Source organism: Bradyrhizobium sp. B097, assembly GCF_038957035.1.
GTDB lineage: Bacteria > Pseudomonadota > Alphaproteobacteria > Rhizobiales > Xanthobacteraceae > Bradyrhizobium.
In genome coordinates, this window is record NZ_CP152412.1 from 3,094,400 (window position 1) to 3,112,510 (window position 18,111).

The window sequence follows — 18,111 nt, forward strand, 5'->3', positions numbered from 1 at the left end:
ATCTGTGGGGCCGGAGCCCGATCGTTGGCGTGGACCATAGCAGAATCGGCACGGCGGCAAGCCGCGCCGCGTCTGCTTATTTGCAGGTCTGGCGGGCAAAAACCGAATGCGGCATTGGCGCCCCGCGCCTTCAATGTCAGGATACGAAAAATAGCCGAGGCGCACAGAATGAGCGAACGCAAGATTCGTATTGCCGTCCTGCATTTCTCCCACGAAACCGTCTCGTTCCTGCCGAACGAGACCACGCTCGACGACTTCATTTATCCGGGCTCGCCAGCCAGGGGCGAGGCGCTGCTGCAGTTCGATCCCAAGAACTACATGGGCGGCTTCGTGCAGGTGGCGCGCGAGTTCTCCGAGGTCGAACTGGTTGGCATCGAATCCCCGCTCTGGCCGAAGACCTATACGGGGTCGGGCTGGATCACCCAGGAAGCCTACCGGACCTTCACCGGCAAGATGATTGCCGGGCTCAAGGAAGAAGGGCCGTTCGACGGGGTCTATCTGTGCCTGCATGGCGCGATGGCCGTGCGCGACGTGCCGCGGCCGGAGGCCGATCTGGCGCGGCAGGTCCGCGAGGTGGTCGGCCGCTCCGCCTTCATCGCCGCGACCTTCGATCCTCACGGCAATGAGGATGAGGCGTTCCTCGAACAGGCGGACATGGCGTTCGCCGTCAAATACTTCCCGCATTATGACGCGCATCTGCAGGGTGAACGCGCAGCGCGCATGCTGGTGCGGGCGATCCGTGGGGACTACAAGCCCAGGCACAAGACCACCAAGGTTCCTGTGATCTCTCCCACCGTGCTGCAATGGACCGGCGCGCGTCCCTGGATGGATCTCGTGCAGCGCGCGCTGGTCTGGGAGGCCCGTGAGGTCGACGTCTACGTCAACATCTTCTTCGGCTTCCCGTTCGCTGATGTCCCCGACGTCGGCATGACCGTGCAGGTCCTGACCAACGACAACCCAAGGCTCGCCGAGCAGGTCGCGCGCGATCTCGCCGGCACGATCTGGCGGCTGCGCGAGGCGCTGCTGCAATCGACCAAGCTGCACAGCATCACCGAGGGCGTCGCGTTGGCCAAGCAGGCCGTCGCCGATGGCAACACGCCGGTGGTGCTGGCCGATCACAGCGACCGCTCGGGATCGGCGACCTGGCTGCTGCGCGAGATCATCGCGCAGGACCTCGCCAACACGGTGATCGCGACTATTGCCGACGCCAAGGCAACGGCAGACCTGAAGGCGGCCGGCGCCAAGGCCGGCGATACCTTCGACATGGAGATCGGTGGCCGCGCCGACGAGTCGGCGGGGGATCCGGTTCGCATTCAGGGCACGATCTCGGCGGCAGCCGAGGGGTACGGTCAGTTCTGGGTCTGCGTGCGCTTCGGCCGCAACAATGTGCTGATCCTCTCCACCTATCTGGTGCAGATCATGGAGCCGTTCTCGCTGAAGGCGCTGGTGCCTGATCTCGGTGGATTCGAGGTCATGGCGATCAAGTCGCGGGTGCACTTTCGGCGCGGCTTCGACGACAACGGCTTTGCCAAGACGATTCTGCTGGTCGAGCCTGACGAGCCTTTCCTTGGCACGACGCAGCTGGACAAGCTGCCCTACAAGAACGTCGATCTTGCGCAGTTCTATCCGTACGGCAATCCGGCGTTTTCGGAGGGGGCGCCATGATGGAAGGCCGCTACCGCCTGATCGGTTCGACCGCGTCGCCCTATGCGATCAAGCTGCGGGCGCTGATGCGCTACCGGCGGATTCCGCACGACTGGGTGATCATGACCAAGGCGTTGCGCGCGGCGACCGCGCATCTGAAGCCGATGCTGATCCCGGTGCTGCAATATCCCGACGGCAGCTATCGCGGCGAGACCACGACACTGGCCTATGATCTGGAAGCGCGTCACCGGGGGCGGTCGGTGATCCCGGAGGATAAGGCCACAGCCTTCGTCTGCGATCTGCTCGAGGACCTCGCCGACGAATGGGCGGTGAAGCCGCTGTTTCTGTATCGCTGGTGGGATCCGGAAGATCAGGCCTATGTCTCGCGCTGGGCGGGCGAGGAGTGGTCGACGTCGGAAGCCGCGGCTGGCAGCCGCGAGGAAATCGAGGAATTCCGGCAGCGGCAGATTTCGCGCATGGTCATTCTCGGCGCCACTGAAGAGAACCGTCCGCTGCTGGAGGAGAGCTATCGGCGGACGCTCGCGGCATTCGAGCCGCATGTCGGCATGACGAATTATCTGTTTGGCAGCCGGCCGTCACTGGCGGATTTCGCCTGGTTCGGGCAGCTCAGCGAGATGGCGACCGACCCGACCCCGATGCGGATCATGCGCGAGCAGGCGCCGTTCACCGATCATTGGGTGCGGCGGCTCGATGATGCCTCCGGCGTGGAGGGCAACTGGTATCCGCGCGAGCAGGCGCTCGGCGGATTCGCTGAAGCGCTGCTGCGGATCGCGGGCGAGCTCTATCTGCCGTTCCTTGCCGCCAATGCCGATGCATTTGGGAAGGGCCTCGAACGGCTCGAGATCAGCGTCTGGGGACTGCCTTACGCGCTGGCGCCGTTCAAATATCAGGTCAAGTGCCTGCAGCAGCTGCGCGAGAAATTTGCAGCACTGGATGCCGGAGATCGCGTGGCGTTGAAGCCCGTGCTGGAACGCACCGGATGCTGGGCGATCCTGGATGGAGGGTGATCGATCAGGGACGGCAAGCAGATTGGAAGCGCCCGTCGTCTAGGTCCGGTGCCTACTGCCGAGCGCGACCGCCACCGATTCCGGATGCCTGATCCGCTCGATCAGCATGTCGATGCGGTCGCCGCCCCAGAACAGTTCGCCGTTGAACACCATGCTGGGCACGCCGAAAACGCCGAGCGCTTCGGCTTCGTCGATGATGCGATCATGTTCCGCGCGGGCAGGGCCGCGAACATAGGCTTCGAACGCCTCAGTGGAACCGCCGATCGCGCCGATCACGCCGGCAATCTCCGACAGGTCGTCGATCTCCAGCTCATGGTTCCAGAACCTCCGGAACACCGTGTCATGATAGGGCCGGAACAGCCCATGGCGTTGCGCGAACAGCATTCCGGCGCTCGAGTAGAAGGCGTCATAGATCCGGCGCGGGCCCTTCATGGTCAGTCCCTGCGCATTGGCGAACCGCCGCGCGTCCATGTAGGAGTAACGCACCTTGCGCCAGAAATGCGGCGTGCGCGCCTCGACCGTGCCCATGAACTCAGGAATGCGTAGCGTGTAGGGCAGCCACTCCAGCTCGACGCCAAGGGTTTCCTCGAGCTCGAACAGCCGCTTGTTAGCGACATAGGCATAGGGCGACTTGTAGTCGGTGTAGATGCGTACGCGCGGTTTTTCGATCATCGTTCCTCACCCGGTCGCGACAATTGTTCCCGATCCTGCGCGGTGACGCAATGCGGTGCGACGAGGGAGAGATGGCGCGCAAACGAATGGGCCCCGGTGCATTCAAGCATCGCGGGGCCCTGCTACTTCGTTTTAGCGAAGGATCTCTGGTGTAGACCAGTGGTGTTTCGGGACCTAAAAGCGCTTGGCCTTTGCGCTCTCGTCCTGCGGATATGTTCAGATTGTCGGCGGCACACGCGGCTAGCAGCTGCTGTTCGCCTCAACGTGCACCGAGACCTTGCCGAGCAAGGTCGCTGGCTTTCGCCGGTGGCGTCATGCTCCTCTCCAAGGGTGGGCCGACGGACCTCTGTCCGCTTCTCTGCCTGGCGGCCGATTCCAAAATCGTCCGTCAATTCCTGCGACGCGGGGAGCAGGCGCTCCCGCACCCCAACAGGTGCAGTCGGCGAAATGCTGCGGCAGATATGGCCTGCTGTCAAGTTAACGAGCGGGGTAATTCAGGTCAGGCCTCCTGTCGCGCCTTGGTCTTTCGATACTGGGTGAAGTCCGGATCGTGCGTCATTTTCCAATAGTCGACGAACCGCCACGGCATTGCCGAGAACACCCGGCCGCTTCTGTTGCGGTAGTAGGTCGTCATGCCCGGATGCGTCCAGATCAATTGCTCATGCTCGGCATCGACGCTGCGGATGTATTCGTCATGCGCGTCGGGATGCACGTCGATTGCAGCGATATCGTTCTCGATCATCTCGACGAGGCAGGCAGAGATGTAGCGGCTCTGGCATTCCGACTGGAAGATCACGCTGCCGCCATGCGCGGGTCCCGAGTTGGGGCCGAGCATCAGAAACAGGTTGGGGAAGTCAGGCACGGTGAGACCGAGATACGCGGTCGGATTGTCGTGGTGCCACGCCTGCTTGAGGTTCTTGCCGTCGCGGCCGGTGATGTTGAGACGTGCCGCCATCTCGGAGACCTTGAAGCCGGTCGAGATCACGACGACGTCGTGCGGCCGCGATGTGCCGTCGGCCGTGACGATTCCGTCCGCAGCGAAATGGTCGATCTTGTCGGTGACCAGCTCGACATTCGGCCTGGTCAGCGTCTTGAACCAGTTGTTGTCGAGCAAAATGCGCTTGCCGTAAGGCGGATAGGTCGGCATGCACTTCTCGATCAAGTCAGGGCGGTCCTTCAGCTCGGAGAGGATGAAGTCGGCCAGCTCCTGGCGATGCCGGTCGTTGCCCTTGTTGACGGCGCGCTCCGGATGCGGCCAGGCCGGATCCTTGCGGAGGAACGGCAACAATCCGTCGCCGTAACGCCAGAACATGTTGAAGCGATACCACTGCACATAAAACGGCAGATGCGCCAGCAGCCACTGCGCACCGTCGGTGATCGGGTCGGAATAGCCCTTGACCGGCCGCGCCCACTGCGCGGTGCGCTGGTAGACGGTGACCGAGGCGACGCGGTCAGCGATCGACGGCACCAGCTGCATCGCAGTCGCGCCGGTGCCGATCACGGCGACATGCTTGCCGTCGAGCTCGATGTCGTCGGACCACAGCGCCGAATGAACCTTCTGGCCGGTGAAATCCCCGTCTCCCTTGAAAGAGGCAGGCGAGGGATCGTTGAGTTGCCCGATCGCGCTGACCAGCGCGGTGGACTCGAAGGTCTCTTCACCGCTCGCAGTCTTCAGCGTCGAGATCCAGCGGCGCTTGGCTTCGTCCCAGCGCGAGGCGACGAGCTCGGTCGAGAGGCGGACGCGCTCGCGGATGCCGTATTCGCGCACGACCTTGAGCAGATAGTCGAGCAGTTCCTGGCGCTGTGCGAAATAGCGGGTCCACGGATTGCGGGCGCCGAACGAGAACGAATAGGAGTGGTTCGGCGTATCGACACCGCAGCCGGGATAGCGGTTGACGTACCAGGTGCCGCCGATCTCGTCCTGCTTCTCGACGATCGTGTAGGGAATGCCGAGCCGCCTCAGCGCAACGCCGAGCGCGATCGCGCAGACACCGGCGCCGACGATCAGCACGTGCTGCTGCGCCAGCCTCGCCTCGGAGGGGCGTTCGCGCCAGCGCGCGTCGCGGGGAACGAACCCCATCTCCTCCCGCATCAGCGGGGCATATTCCGGCGCGACATTCTCGCCGAGCGTTGCGCGCATCATCCGCAGCATCAGCTCATCGCCGGGATCGGTGATGACGGGTTTCGGCGCGCCATTCGCGAACAGGTTCAGCACGGCCGCGCGGATCTCGTCCTGAATCTCCTTCGGCACGCCCGCGTCCGGATCGGGGATCAGGCGGACGTCGCGCTTCGGCTTGTACGGCGGCTCGAGCCACTTCTCGTCGCCGGTCATGTGTACCAGCACCATCAGCAGTACGCGGATGTCGCCCTCGGCGATGGCGGAGGACAGATCGAGGTGTTGGCGCGAAAGCTCGATATTCATGCGTTGTCCTCAGCTCGCCGGTGCGTCGGGCAGACCGCCATAGGCGGCCCAGGTGGTGCCGACGATGTAGCCGGCGTCGACCGGCAGGTTGATGCCGGTCACGCCGCTGCTCTGCGGCGAGAGCAGCCAGGCGATCGCCTGCGCCACTTCGATCGGCTCGACCAGCCGGTTCATCGCAGTCGGGCGGGCCAGCAGATCCTTGTTCAGGGCGCCCGACGCGATACCGGCTTCGAGCGCCACCGTGCGGGTGAAGCCGGGCGACACCGCGTTGACGCGTACGCCGGAACGTCCCCATTCGGCGGCGAGCGTCTGCGTGATCTGGATGACGCCGGCCTTCGCCGCGGTATAGGCGTGGATCGGACCCGACGTCATGCCGGCCACCGAGGCGACGTTGACGATCGCACCGTACCGCCGCTTCGCCATGCCGATGCCAACGCTGCGCGCGACCAGAAAGGTGCCGCGCAGGTCGATATTGACCTCGCGGTCCCATTGCTCCATCCGCACCCGCTCGATCGTGTGCATCTTGCCGAACACGCCGGCCGCGTTGACGAGGCCGGTGATCGGGCCGTGCGCTTTCTCGATATCGGAGATGCCGGTGACGACGGCGCTTTCGCTCGCGACATCGAACGGGGCCGGCCAGAGGATGGCTGCCGTTCCGACCAGCGGCTCGGGCGCGATGTCGACGATGACGACGCGGTGTCCTTGATCCGCAAGCAGCGTTGCGGTCGCCGCGCCAATGCCGCGGCTGCCGCCGGTGACGAGGATGATGCCGTCGGCGCTCATGACTTTCTTCCCTTGTCGCTCGTGGTGAACAGGCCGCGCGTGACCAGCTTCTGGTAGGCCGTGATGACGTAGTCGGGCACGGCGGTGACGCCTTGCTCGGAATAGGAATATCGGCGGCTGAGATAGCCGCGCGCTCCCATCAAGACCTGGACGATGGCCTCGAACTCCTCGTCGCTGAAATTGTTGATGGCACCCGCGGCCCGCGCGCGCTGGAGGATCCGGACATAGGCGTTCGAAATATTGTCGAAATGCTTCTGGTAACCGATCGGCGCGAAGAACTCGGCCTCGTTGAGGATGCGGAGAAACTCGGGCACCTCGCGGATGAAGTCGAAGAAGGCGCTAAAGCGCTCGACCTCCTGCCGGGCTTCGTTGGCAGTGCCGGTGCGTGCATGGATGAAGCGGACCATGTCGAGGCCGATCTTCGGCAGCAGCTGGTCGAGCAGCTCCTGGCGGTTCTCGAAATGATTGTAGAAGGTGCCTTGTGCCACACCGGCGGCTTCGGTGATGCGCGCAACCGAGGCTTCGGCATAGCCGTATTTGCCGACGACCTTGGTCGCGGCGTCGAAGATCTTCTGCTTGGTCCAGGCGTTGCGCTCGACCCGGTTGAGTTTTGTCACTTTGGCGGATGTCGCTTGCGTCATGCGGTGGCCTCGAGTTCGGCGCGGAGCACGCGTTTGAGCACCTTGCCGGATGGATTGCGCGGCAGGCTGTCGCGGATGATCAACTGTCGCGGCACCTTGAAGCCGGCGAGCCGTGTCTGGCAGAATTCAGTGAGCTCAGCCAGGTCGAGCTTGGCATCGTCCGCCAGCACCACGATGGCGACCGGCTTCTCGCCCCAGCGGTCGTCCGGCAGGCCGATCACGGCGACCTCGCGTACCCCGGGGATTTCGTAGATGACGCGCTCGACCTCGGAGGAGGCGATGTTCTCGCCGCCGGAGATGATCATGTCCTTCTTGCGATCGGTCAGATAGAGGAAGCCGTCCTCGTCGAGATAGCCGACGTCGCCGGTGCGGAACCAGTCGCCGAAGAACGCGGATGCCGTCTTCTCCGGATCCTTCCAGTAGCCATGCGTGACCTTCGGGCCGCGCAGGCAGATCTGGCCGGCGGGCAGGCGCTTGCCGGCGTCGTCGCGGATCTCGATCTCGACATGGGCGATGGCGCGGCCGGTGGAGCCGATCTTCTCGATCTCGCGGCCGGCATCCATGAAGGTATCGCCGCCGCAGCTTTCGGTCAGCCCGTAGGCATCGATGTAGCGCGCGTTCTTGAAATGGTCAGAGAAAGCGCGGATGCGGACCTCCGGTGTCTTCTCGCCGCCGCCGATTGCCCATTGCAGGCTGGAGACATCGTAACGGTCGCGGTTCGGGCAGGTGAGGAGGGCCGTGGTCATGACCGGTGCAAACCACGCCGCGTTGAGCCTCTCGCGTTCGATGGCGGCCAGCGCTGGTTCAGGCTCGAAGGTGCGGTGAATGCACAGCATGCCGCCATGCCAGAGCACCGCGATGCCGGGCAGGTCGAGGGCGCCGACATGATAGAGTGGGCCGACGACGAGCAGCCGCGTGTCGGCGTTGAGTCCAAGCACCAGCGTCTGGTCGGCGGATTTCCAATAGATGTTCTCGTAAGTGAGCATCACGCCCTTGGGGCGATCCGTCGTGCCCGAGGTGTACATCAGCCGCATCAGGTCGCGCGGCTGGCGCACATGGATCGGCGCCGGCGCAATATCGGGCGCAAGATTGGTGACGCTGGACTGCTCGACTTCACCCAGCAGCGCCACCGGCGCGCCACCGGTTGCGATCGCGGCAAATTCCTCATCGGCGACGAGCAGGCGCGCGCCGGAATTGCCGACGATGTAGCCGACTTCAGCGGCCGACAGGCGATAATTGATCGGCAGGAACACCGCGCCGATATGGCTGGTCGCGAATACCAGTTCGAGAAAGGCCGTGCTGTTCTTCATCAGGACGGCGACGACGTCGCCGGGCGCGATGCCGCGAGTCGCGAGCCAGCTTCCGACCTGCCGGATCCGCAGATCGAAATCTGCATAGGAGATGTCTTCGCCGCGATATTTCAGCGCACAGCGGTCCGGAGTCCGCCTGGCATGAAATGCGATGAAGCTGGAAAGATTGATCATTTGCCGCTCGTCGGGCCGATTCCGGCGCCGTTTTCTCCCTGGATGAATTATGAGTCGTAATTCATCTTTGGCTTGACGTCACCCCCCTTGCTCTGAAAACATTGCGGCCATGGAGACGAAACGATCTCCGACAGGGATTTGGGAACGCGAACCCGACAGGGAGGGGAATATGACGAGGACCCGGAAACCGGGCATCAGCCGGCGTTCGACGCTTGCGCTGATGGGCGCCGGTGCGGTGAGCTTTGCTGCGCCATGGGCGGCGCGCGCACAGGCCAAGACCATCAAGATCGGCATGCCGACCATTCTGTCGGGTCGCGTCGCGCAACTCGGGACGTCCTCGCGCAATGCGGTGATGCTGGAAGTCGAGAAGGTCAATGCCGCGGGCGGTCTTGCCGGGCGGCAGATCGAGATGGTGATCCGCGATTCCAAGGGACAGCCGCAGGAAGCCGCGCGGATCGCGCGCGAACTCGTCAACACCGACGGCTGCGAGATGCTGCTCGACGGCGAGGCATCGTCGGGATCGTTCGCGGTTCACGAGGTGGCGCGCGATCTTGGCGTGCTCTGCATTCACACCTGCTCGGAAGCGTCGTCGCTGACCGCCGATCCCAAGCAACACATCCCGAACGCGTTCCGCTGCGTGCGGCAGGGCATTCATGACTCGATCGTCGGCGCCGGCTACGCGGCCGGGATCGCCAAGGCCAAGGGCCTGAAGAAATGGGCGACCTGCTCGCCTGACTATGCCTATGGCCGCGACACGACCGGCGAATTCGTGCTGTACCTGAAGAAGTTCGCGCCCGATGTCGAGATCATCAGCGAATCCTGGCCAAAGCTGTTTCAGCCCGACTACACCGAGGTGGTGACCAAGATCCTGCAGGCCAAGCCGCAGGCGCTCTATTCCTGCCTGTGGGGTGGCGATCTCACCTCCTACATCGACCAGGCTAACATCTATGCGATGTTCACCCAGATGGAGGTGTTTGCGGTCAACATGGCCGACTACACCGCGCTCACGGTGGTGAAGAACCTGCCCAAAGGCATCCACTCCGGTGACCGTTACATCAAGACATTCCCGCCGACGCCGGAGAATGCAGCCTGGGGCGATGCCTACAGGGCGAAGTACAACGAGTACCCCACCAACTGGTCCTGGCAGAACGCGACGGCCGTCATGTTCCTCAACGAGGCCGTGAAGAAGGCGAACTCGACCGACGGCAAGAAGGTCGCAGAGGCTCTCACCGGGCTGACCATCAAATGTCCGTTCGGTGCCGACGGCACCGTCACGATGCGCGCCGACGACCACACGCTGGTCGGCTACGCGATCGGCTGGGGCACCACGATCCCGCAGGAGCCCTACGTGCCTGACGTGAAGGCCGGCGACTGGAAGACCATCTTCGAGCTCGAAGCCGAGTGGAAGAAGAGTAAGGGCTACACCTGATCCGCATGCGGGGGCGGAGGCAGCGTGCTGTCTCCGCCTTGCATCTGATGTTTGTCGCGCGCCGGCGTTGCGGCCCGCCGTAATGGATGATTCTCGTGGACCTCGACGCGCTCGCCAGTTGCCTCACCAGCCCTGCATGCCTGGTGACGCAGACCACCAGCGGCCTGATCATCGGCATGCTGCTGTTTCTTGTCGCCGTCGGGCTGACGCTGATCTTCGGCGTGCTCAAGGTCGTCAATTTCAGCCACGGCGCCTTCTATATGTTCGGCGCCTATTTCGCGATGACGGCCTACCAGCTCACCGGCAGCTTTGCGCTGGCGATCCTGAGCGGTGCCGTCGGCACCGCGCTCCTCGGCCTGATCTTCGAACGCGCCTTCATGAGCCGCGTCTACGGCCGCGACGTGCTGATGCAGCTCCTCGTCTGTTATGCCTTCGTGCTGATCTTCGACGATGTCGTTCGCATGATCTGGGGGCCTGAATTCAGGTCGATGGGCATGCCGGCCGCGTTCCAGGTGCCGCCATTGTTCATCGCCGGCGGCGTGGTGCCGCCATATTATCTGCTGCTGATCGGGGTGGCGCTCGTCGCCGCGGTGGTTCTCGGATTAGGACTGGCGCGCTCCAGGATCGGCAAGGTGATCCGTGCGGCCGCCCATAATCCCGGGATGGTGTCGGCGCTCGGCATCAACACCGGGCTGATCTATGGCGGCGTGTTCGCGCTCGGTGGCATGCTGGCGGGGCTGGCCGGCGCGCTTGCCGCGCCGGTGCGCTCGCTGACGCCGGGCATGGGCTTCTCGGTGCTAATCGAGTCCTTCATCGTTACCGTGATCGGCGGCATGGGTTCGATCCTGGGTGCGCTGATCGGCGCGCTCCTGATCGGCCTGATCCGCTCGTTCGGATCGCTCGGCTTCCCGCTGTTCACCGAGGGGCTGATGTACCTCTTCATGGTGATCGTACTGGTGTCGCGTCCGACCGGCCTGTTCGGCAAGGAGGTCGCATGACCGAGTTGCAGGCCGGGCAGGGCGCACAGCCGCTCGAGGTACCCCGGATCGACGCAAGACCGCAGCGCTACCGCGATGTGCTGATCGCGCTCGCGGCCTTTGTGCTGCTTGCGCTGCTGCCGATGGTGTTCGGCAGCAAGCAACTGCTCGACTTCGTGATCCGCTGCGCAGCCTACGGATTGTTCGCGACGTCGCTCAACCTTCTGGTCGGCTACACCGGACTGATCTCGTTCGGGCACGGCATGTTCTTCGGCCTCGGTGCCTATGGTTTCGGCCTCATGATGCAGAAGACGGGTGTGCCGATCCCGGTGGCCTTCGTCGCCACGCTGGCGATGACCTTCGTCGTCGCCGTCGTCATCGGCGCGATCTGCGTGCGGCTGAGGGAGATCTATTTCGCCTTCGTCACGCTGGCGTTCCAGATGCTGATCCACTCGACCATCCTGTCGTGGCAATCGTTGACCGGCGGCGACCAGGGCTTGCGCGGCGGCATTCCGCGGCCGCCGTTTCTCGGTATCGACCTGTCGAACCATCTGCACCTCTACATCACGAGTTGCGCGCTGCTGGTGATCGGGCTGTTCCTGATGCGCCAGATCGCGCAGTCGCCGTTCGGCTACACGCTGCGCATGATCCGCGACAACGCCACGCGGGCGAGCTTCATCGGTATCGATGTCTGGCGCGCGAAGCTTGTGATCTTCGTGCTGGCGGCGCTGTTCGCCGCGACCGGCGGCATCATCATGGCGCTGTTCGTCTCCGGTGCCTATCCCGAATTCGCCTACTGGACGATCTCGGGCGAGGGCATCTTCATCAACATGCTGGGCGGCGTGACCACGTTCCTCGGGCCGATGGTCGGGACGGTGCTGCTGCTGATCCTCAACGATACCGTCACGCGACTAACCGAGTATCACGGCATCGTACTCGGCATCGTGATCCTGTTCTTCGCCATTGGCCTGCGAAAAGGCCTGATGGACTTCGTCGTCGAATGGTACGGCCATCGACGTGGTGAAGGGCGCGGTTAGCCATGCTGGAAATTCGCGCCCTCTCGAAATCCTTCGGCGGCGTCAAGGCGACCGACAACGTCTCGCTCGACTTTGCCGACGGTTCGCTCACCGCCGTGATCGGCCCCAACGGCGCCGGCAAGAGCACCTTCTTCAACCTGATCACGGGCGCGCTGCGGCCGGATGCCGGGCAGATTTTGCTCAATGGCGTCGACATGGCGGGCAAGACGCCACCGGAGATCGTGCGCCACGGCATCGGCCGCGCCTTTCAGGTCGCGAGCATCTTCCCGTCGATGACGGTCGAGGAGACGATGCTGGCAGCGGTCTGCGCCGATCAGCGACGCGCCGGCGTGATGCATCGCCGCTTTCCGTTGGCCGAGACGCGCGACCGCGCCGAGCATGCGATGGAACTGCTCGGCCTCGCCGGCAAGCGTACCAGGACCGCGGCGACGCTGTCGCATGGCGACCAGAAGCTGCTCGATATCGCGCTCGCGCTGGTGCTCGATCCCAAGGTGCTGCTGCTCGACGAGCCGACCGCGGGCATGGGCACCGAGGAGCGCTGGCGCATGATCGACAAGGTGCGCGAGCTCTGGGAGAAGCAGAAGATCACGGTCGTGTTCATCGAGCACGACATGGACATCGTGTTCAAGATCGCGCCTGAGATCGTCGTGCTGTGTTACGGCCGGATCCTGGCGACCGGGACGCCGGACGCGATCCGCAGGAATGAAGCCGTCATCGAGGCCTATCTCGGCAGCGACGACCACGCGGGAGCGGTGGTATGAGCACGCAGCCGGTGGTGCAGGTCGAGGACCTCGACGTCTATTATGGCACCAGCCAGATCCTGTTCGGCGTCGGTCTCTCCGTGCGGAAGGGCGAGACCATGGCGCTGCTGGGCCGCAATGGCGCCGGAAAGTCGACCACCATGAAGGCGATCATGGGGCTTGCGCCGGCGCGCCGCGGCAAGGTGACCTTGCGCGGCAACGTGGTCTCCGGGATGAGGCCGCATCACATCGCGCGGGCCGGGCTCGGCTTCGTGCCGGAGGACCGCCAGATCTTTCCCGAGCATACGGTCGAGGACAACCTCGTCATCGGCCAGAAGAAAGGGCCGGACGGCGAGGACGAATGGTCGATCCGCCGCGTCTATGACGTATTCCCGCTGCTGGAGCCGCTGCGGCACCGGATCGCGGGCCGGCTGTCCGGCGGCGAGCAGCAGATGCTGGCGATCGCCCGCACGCTGATGGGCAATCCGGTGCTGCTGCTGCTGGACGAGCCGAGCGAGGGCTTGGCGCCGATCATCGTACAGCGCATCGGCGAGCTGCTGCGGCAGCTTCGCGGCACCGGTGCCACAGTATTGATCGCCGAGCAGAACATGCATTTTTGCCTTGGCCTTGCGAGCCACGCGACGGTTATCGACAAGGGACAGATCGTCTACACATCCTCCATCGAAGAGTTGAAGGCCAACGACAACATCCGGCAGCGCTATCTCGCGTTGTAAGGCTCTTCGTCATGGGAGGACAAATGGCGGGCAAGCTGATGCCGACGCACGAGGCGCCGTATCGCGGGCTGAAAGTGCTGGATTTCGGGCAGGGGATCGCCTCGCCCTATTGCGCGATGCTGCTTGGGGTCTACGGCGCCGACGTTATCAAGGTCGAGCCGCCTGAAGGCGACTGGTCGCGCTATTTGGGCACGACCTACGGCAACCACACGACGCTGTCGGCGGTCTATAACCGCGGCAAGCGCAGCCTGTGTCTCGACATGAAGCACAAGGACGGGATCGCGATCGCGCAGCTTTTGGCGCGCGAGGCCGACGTCCTCATTGAAGGATTCCGCCCCGGTGTCGCGGAGCGGCTCGGGCTTGGCTATGAGAGCCTGTCGCGCGACAATCCGGGCCTCGTCTATCTGTCGGTCAGCGGTTTCGGGCAGAGCGGGCCCTATGCCAAGCGGCCCGGCTCGGACTCGGTCGCGCAGGCGTTCTCGGGGCTGGTCTCGGTCAATGTCGGCACCGACGGCGTGCCGCATCGGGTCGGCACCACGATCTCCGACGTCGTCACCGGCGTGTATGCGTTCCAGGCGATTGCGACGACGCTGTTCGCGCGTGCGACGGTCGGCACCGGTCGCTGGATCGATGTCAACCTCTGCCAGTCGACGTCGGCGCTGCTTGGCCATAAGGTCGCGGAGTTCATCCTCGAGGGCGGTGCGCCGCGCGCGCTCAACGTGCCGGCCGGCACCTACCAGACCCAGGACGGTTGGATGATGGTCACGCTGGTGAACGAGCCGCAATACAAGCGGCTGTGCGGTGCGATCGACCGTGAGGATCTCGCCAGCGATCCCCGTTTCGCCGACTTCGCCCGGCGCGCCGATTCAGCCGACACGCTGATCCCGCTGCTGCGCGAGGTGTTCCTGACGCAGCCGACGGATGCCTGGCTCGCGCGGCTGCACGCCGCCGATATCATCGCGGAGCGGATCCTCAATCCCGGTGAATGGCTGCGCAATCCTCACGTCGAGGCTGTCAGGGCGTCGGTCCGCCAGGATACGCCGGGCGTCGGCGCGGTCTATTCGCCGCGGACGCCGGGGATCGCGAGTCTGTCCGAGGATCATCTTTGTCCTGCGCCTGATGTCGGGCAGGATAGCCGCGCGGTGCTGGCGGAGGCTGGCCTTGGTTCGGTCGAGATCGACGGCTTACTGCTGTCGGGCGCGGTGCGACAGGCCAAAGCGATGACAGGAGGCAAGACATCATGAGCACGGACCTCGTTCATTACTCGGTCAACAACCAGATTGCGGAAATTGTGCTGGACCGCGGGCCGGTCAATGCGCTCAGCATCCCCTTGATCGACGCGTTGCTGGCGGCGCTGGCCAAAGCACGTGATGATGACGCGGTGCGCGCCGTCATCATCAGCAGCGCCCACAAGGTGTTTTGCGCCGGCCTCGACCTCGATATTGTCAGGGGCAAGCCCGCGATCGAGACCAAGGCATTCCTCGAGCGCTTGTACTTCGCACTGAACGATACGCAGTACCGCATGGGCAAGCCGACAATCGCGGCGGTCGATGGCGCGGTGCGCGCCGGCGGCATGACGATCGCGATCTCATGTGACATGATCATCGCGGGCGACGGCTCGACCTTCGGCTATCCCGAGATCGATGTCGGCCTGATCCCGGCGATCCACTTCGTGCAGTTGCCGCGGCTGGTCGGCAAGCACCAGGCGTTCGGCCCGCTGTTCCTCGGCGACCCCTTCGATGCCGCAACCGCCTATCGCATGGGGCTGCTCAGCGAAGTGGTGCCAAAGGGCACCGCCCTGGAGCGGGCCCGCGAGATCGCGCGGAAGCTGGCCGCGAAATCGCCGATCGTGATGAAGATCGGCCGCGATGCCTTCATGCGCGCGGTCGATGCCGATTTCCGCCGCTCGGTGGAGAACACGGCGGAAAGCTTCGTGGTGGTCGCCTCGACGGAAGACTGCCAGGAAGGGCTGAATGCGTTCGTTGAGAAGCGAACGCCCAACTACAAGGGACGTTAAATGGCTGGATTGTATTTCGAAGAGTTCGAGGTCGGGCAGGAATTCCATCACGAGTTCAGCCGGACCGTGACGGAGATGGACAACACGATGTTCAGCCTCCTGACCATGAACCCGCAGCCGCTGCACATCGATGCGCATTTCTCAGAGAAGACCGAGTTCGGCCAGCGGCTGTTCAACAGCCTTTATACGCTCGGCATCATGATCGGTATGAGCGTGTACGACACGACCTTGGGAACCACGGTCGGCAATCTCGGCATGACCGACGTCAAGTTTCCGAAACCAGTCTTTCACGGCGATACCTTGAAAGCGCATACCAGGATCATCGGCAAGCGCGCCAGCAAGTCGCGGCCGACCCAGGGCATCGTCGAGTTTGAGCATACCATGACCAACCAGCGCGGCGAGGTGGTGGCAAGCTGCCGCCGCACTGGCCTGATGCATTGCAAGCCGAAGGCATAGACGATGCGATCGTTCCTGTTCGTTCCCGGCGACAGCACCCGGAAATATGAGAGCGCCAAGAAGACCGCGGCCGACGCATTGATCCTCGACCTCGAGGACTCCATCGCGCCGGACCAGAAGGTCGTGGCGCGTGGCATCACGCGTGAGATGCTCGATGCGCGTAATCCGGACCAGAAGCTCTATATCCGCGTCAATGCGCTCGACACCGATCTGACGCTCGGCGACCTCGCGGCCGTGATACCCGGAAAGCCCGATGGCATCGTGCTGCCGAAATGCGCCGGCGCCGCCGATGTCAACAAGCTCGCGCTCTATCTCGATGCATTCGAGGCCGCTTCAGGTATCGCGCAGGGCTCCACGCGGATCGTCACGGTGGCAACCGAGACGGCGCGCGCGGTTCTGAAGATCCTCGACTTCGAGAATATGAGCCCGCGGCTCTGGGGCATGATGTGGGGCGCGGAGGACCTTGCGGCTTCGCTCGGCGCAACGCGCAACCGCACCGACGGCCGCTATCATTCGCCCTTCATCCTCGCCCGCGATCTCTGCCTGATCGGCGCGGCCGCGGCCGGCGTGGTCGCGATCGACACCATCGCCACCGACATCAACGATCTTGATGCGCTGAAGGCGGAGGCGATTGCCGCGCGGCAGGACGGCTTCCTGGCCAAGGCCGTGATCCATCCCAAGCATGTCGATGTCGTCAACGCGGCCTTCATGCCGACCGACGAGGAGATCGCATGGTCGGAGCGGGTGATCGCTGCGTTCGCCAATAATCCATCTGGTGTCGCCAAGATGGACGGCAAGATGCTGGACAAGCCGCATCTGCGCGCCGCCGAGAAGATCCTGGCGTCGCGCAGGAAATAGTCAGTCCGGCTCGATCAGCGCGCCCTCCTTGAGGAGGGCGGCAATCTCCGCATCCGCAAGTCCAGCCTCGCGCAGGATCTCCGGGCCATGCTCGCCGAGGTTCGGCGGATAGGTCCGGATCGATGGCGGCGTCTTGCTCCAGGTGGCGGCCGGGCCGGCCACGCGTAGCGTGCCTTCGGTCGGATGCTCCAGTGATTGGATCAGCCCGACGGCGGTCAGTTGCGGATCGTCGATCAGGCTGTCGAGGTCGTGCAGCGGCGCGTGCGGAATGTCGGCCTCTTCGAAGAAGCGCATCCATTCGGCGGTGCTGCGGGTCTTCATCATCTGCGAGAACCAGTCGTAGACGAAATCGTAGTTCCTCGTTCGTGCCGAGATGCTGTTCAGCCGCGGGTCGCGGTCGGCTTCGTTCGCAAGGCCGATCTTGGCGAAGAACGCGTCCCACTGCTTGTCGGAATAGACCAGCGCGCAGATGTAGCCGTCGCTGGTTTGATACGGACGGCGGTCGGGCGACAGCAGCCGGGAATAGCCCGGCGGGCCGATCGGCGGCTCGAAGCTGCGGCCGGCCATGTGATCGCCGAGCACGAACTGCGCCATGGTCTCGAACATTGGGATTTCGATCGCCTGGCCTTCGCCGGTGCGCTCGCGGTGAAACAGCGCCGCGAGGATAGCGTGAACGGCATTGAGGCCGACGATTCGGTCGGCCATGGTCGCCGGAGAGTAGCGCGGCTCACCGGTGATCCTGCCGGTCAGCGCGGGCAGGGCGGTCAGCCCCTGGATCAGGTCGTCATAGGCGGGCCGGCCCGCATAGGGCCCGGTCTCGCCGAAGCCGTGCAGGCTGGCATAGACGAGCCGCGGGTTGGTCGCAAGCAGATCGTCGGCACCGAGCTTCAGCCGCGTCATCGCGGCCGGACGAACGTTGTGGACGAACACGTCGGCATCGGTGGCAAGCCGCAGCAGCGCCGCGCGGCCGCCAGCCTTCTTCAGGTCGAGCACGATCGAGCGCTTGTTGCGGTTGCCCTGCAGATACATCGCGCCCATCGCGGGATGGCGCATCGGGGCGGCATGGCGCATCACATCGCCATCGGGGCTCTCGACCTTGATCACGTCGGCGCCGTAGTCGCCGAGGATCATGGTCGCGTAGGGTCCCATCATCACGCTGGTGAGGTCGATGATCTTGACGCCGGCGAGC

Annotated in this window: 17 protein-coding genes; 11 read left to right on the forward strand and 6 right to left on the reverse strand. The window is 64.2% G+C overall.

The features are described 5' to 3' along the window. The first annotated feature begins 168 nt into the window (after positions 1 to 168). Entirely contained in the window at positions 169 to 1,665 is a 1,497-nt protein-coding gene (locus tag AAFG07_RS14315) for a M81 family metallopeptidase (protein ID WP_342727836.1), read from the forward strand. Then, a complete protein-coding gene (locus AAFG07_RS14320) occupies positions 1,662 to 2,672 on the forward strand; it encodes a glutathione S-transferase N-terminal domain-containing protein (RefSeq protein WP_342727837.1) in 1,011 nt (336 codons plus the stop codon). Before AAFG07_RS14315 ends, AAFG07_RS14320 begins: the two co-directional genes overlap by 4 nt. A 39-nt stretch (positions 2,673 to 2,711) precedes the next feature. Here AAFG07_RS14320 and AAFG07_RS14325 read toward each other — a convergent pair whose 3' ends face one another. From AAFG07_RS14325 to AAFG07_RS14345, 5 genes are all read right to left on the reverse strand, one after another. Next, on the reverse strand, positions 2,712 to 3,341 hold the full coding sequence (locus AAFG07_RS14325; protein ID WP_342729155.1) for a DsbA family protein: 630 nt from the start codon (positions 3,339 to 3,341) through the stop codon (positions 2,712 to 2,714). A 502-nt stretch (positions 3,342 to 3,843) separates the two neighbouring features. After that, positions 3,844 to 5,766, reverse strand: coding sequence for an NAD(P)-binding domain-containing protein (locus AAFG07_RS14330; protein ID WP_342727838.1), 1,923 nt, complete (start codon positions 5,764 to 5,766; stop codon positions 3,844 to 3,846). Positions 5,767 to 5,775: 9 nt separating this feature from the next. Beyond that, positions 5,776 to 6,549 carry an SDR family NAD(P)-dependent oxidoreductase gene (locus AAFG07_RS14335; protein WP_342727839.1) on the reverse strand — a complete coding sequence of 258 codons (774 nt, stop codon included), beginning with the start codon at positions 6,547 to 6,549 and terminating at the stop codon, positions 5,776 to 5,778. Next, entirely contained in the window at positions 6,546 to 7,190 is a 645-nt protein-coding gene (locus AAFG07_RS14340) for a TetR/AcrR family transcriptional regulator (protein ID WP_342727840.1), read from the reverse strand. Before AAFG07_RS14340 ends, AAFG07_RS14335 begins: the two co-directional genes overlap by 4 nt. Next, entirely contained in the window at positions 7,187 to 8,674 is a 1,488-nt protein-coding gene (locus tag AAFG07_RS14345) for an AMP-binding protein (RefSeq protein ID WP_342727841.1), read from the reverse strand. The genes AAFG07_RS14340 and AAFG07_RS14345 overlap by 4 nt, the downstream gene beginning before the upstream one ends. 169 nt (positions 8,675 to 8,843) lie before the next feature. Here AAFG07_RS14345 and AAFG07_RS14350 point away from each other — a divergent pair, with 169 nt between their 5' ends. The 9 genes from AAFG07_RS14350 to AAFG07_RS14390 all read left to right on the forward strand — a co-directional run bounded on the left by AAFG07_RS14350 (position 8,844) and on the right by AAFG07_RS14390 (position 16,922). Next, the gene (locus tag AAFG07_RS14350; protein WP_342727842.1) at positions 8,844 to 10,103 is read left to right on the forward strand and encodes an ABC transporter substrate-binding protein; all 1,260 of its coding nucleotides are present in this window, start codon (positions 8,844 to 8,846) and stop codon (positions 10,101 to 10,103) included. A 95-nt stretch (positions 10,104 to 10,198) separates the two neighbouring features. Next, positions 10,199 to 11,101 carry a branched-chain amino acid ABC transporter permease gene (locus tag AAFG07_RS14355; RefSeq protein WP_092125855.1) on the forward strand — a complete coding sequence of 301 codons (903 nt, stop codon included), beginning with the start codon at positions 10,199 to 10,201 and terminating at the stop codon, positions 11,099 to 11,101. Further along, positions 11,098 to 12,117, forward strand: a complete 1,020-nt coding sequence (locus tag AAFG07_RS14360) for a branched-chain amino acid ABC transporter permease (protein ID WP_342727843.1) — start codon at positions 11,098 to 11,100, stop codon at positions 12,115 to 12,117. Before AAFG07_RS14355 ends, AAFG07_RS14360 begins: the two co-directional genes overlap by 4 nt. A gap of 2 nt (positions 12,118 to 12,119) precedes the next feature. Next, on the forward strand, positions 12,120 to 12,878 hold the full coding sequence (locus AAFG07_RS14365; RefSeq protein WP_342727844.1) for an ABC transporter ATP-binding protein: 759 nt from the start codon (positions 12,120 to 12,122) through the stop codon (positions 12,876 to 12,878). Further along, complete coding sequence (locus AAFG07_RS14370) at positions 12,875 to 13,591, forward strand: ABC transporter ATP-binding protein (RefSeq protein ID WP_342727845.1); 717 nt, start codon at positions 12,875 to 12,877, stop codon at positions 13,589 to 13,591. The genes AAFG07_RS14365 and AAFG07_RS14370 overlap by 4 nt, the downstream gene beginning before the upstream one ends. A 23-nt stretch (positions 13,592 to 13,614) precedes the next feature. Beyond that, positions 13,615 to 14,835 carry a CoA transferase gene (locus AAFG07_RS14375; RefSeq protein ID WP_342727846.1) on the forward strand — a complete coding sequence of 407 codons (1,221 nt, stop codon included), beginning with the start codon at positions 13,615 to 13,617 and terminating at the stop codon, positions 14,833 to 14,835. Continuing rightward, on the forward strand, positions 14,832 to 15,608 hold the full coding sequence (locus tag AAFG07_RS14380; RefSeq protein ID WP_342727847.1) for an enoyl-CoA hydratase/isomerase family protein: 777 nt from the start codon (positions 14,832 to 14,834) through the stop codon (positions 15,606 to 15,608). The genes AAFG07_RS14375 and AAFG07_RS14380 overlap by 4 nt, the downstream gene beginning before the upstream one ends. Continuing rightward, complete coding sequence (locus tag AAFG07_RS14385; protein WP_018272840.1) at positions 15,609 to 16,064, forward strand: MaoC family dehydratase; 456 nt, start codon at positions 15,609 to 15,611, stop codon at positions 16,062 to 16,064. Between the two features lie 3 nt (positions 16,065 to 16,067). Beyond that, a complete protein-coding gene (locus AAFG07_RS14390) occupies positions 16,068 to 16,922 on the forward strand; it encodes a CoA ester lyase (RefSeq protein ID WP_342727848.1) in 855 nt (284 codons plus the stop codon). Here AAFG07_RS14390 and AAFG07_RS14395 read toward each other — a convergent pair whose 3' ends face one another. Continuing rightward, entirely contained in the window at positions 16,923 to 18,074 is a 1,152-nt protein-coding gene (locus AAFG07_RS14395; protein WP_342729156.1) for a CoA transferase, read from the reverse strand. Positions 18,075 to 18,111: the final 37 nt, after the last annotated feature.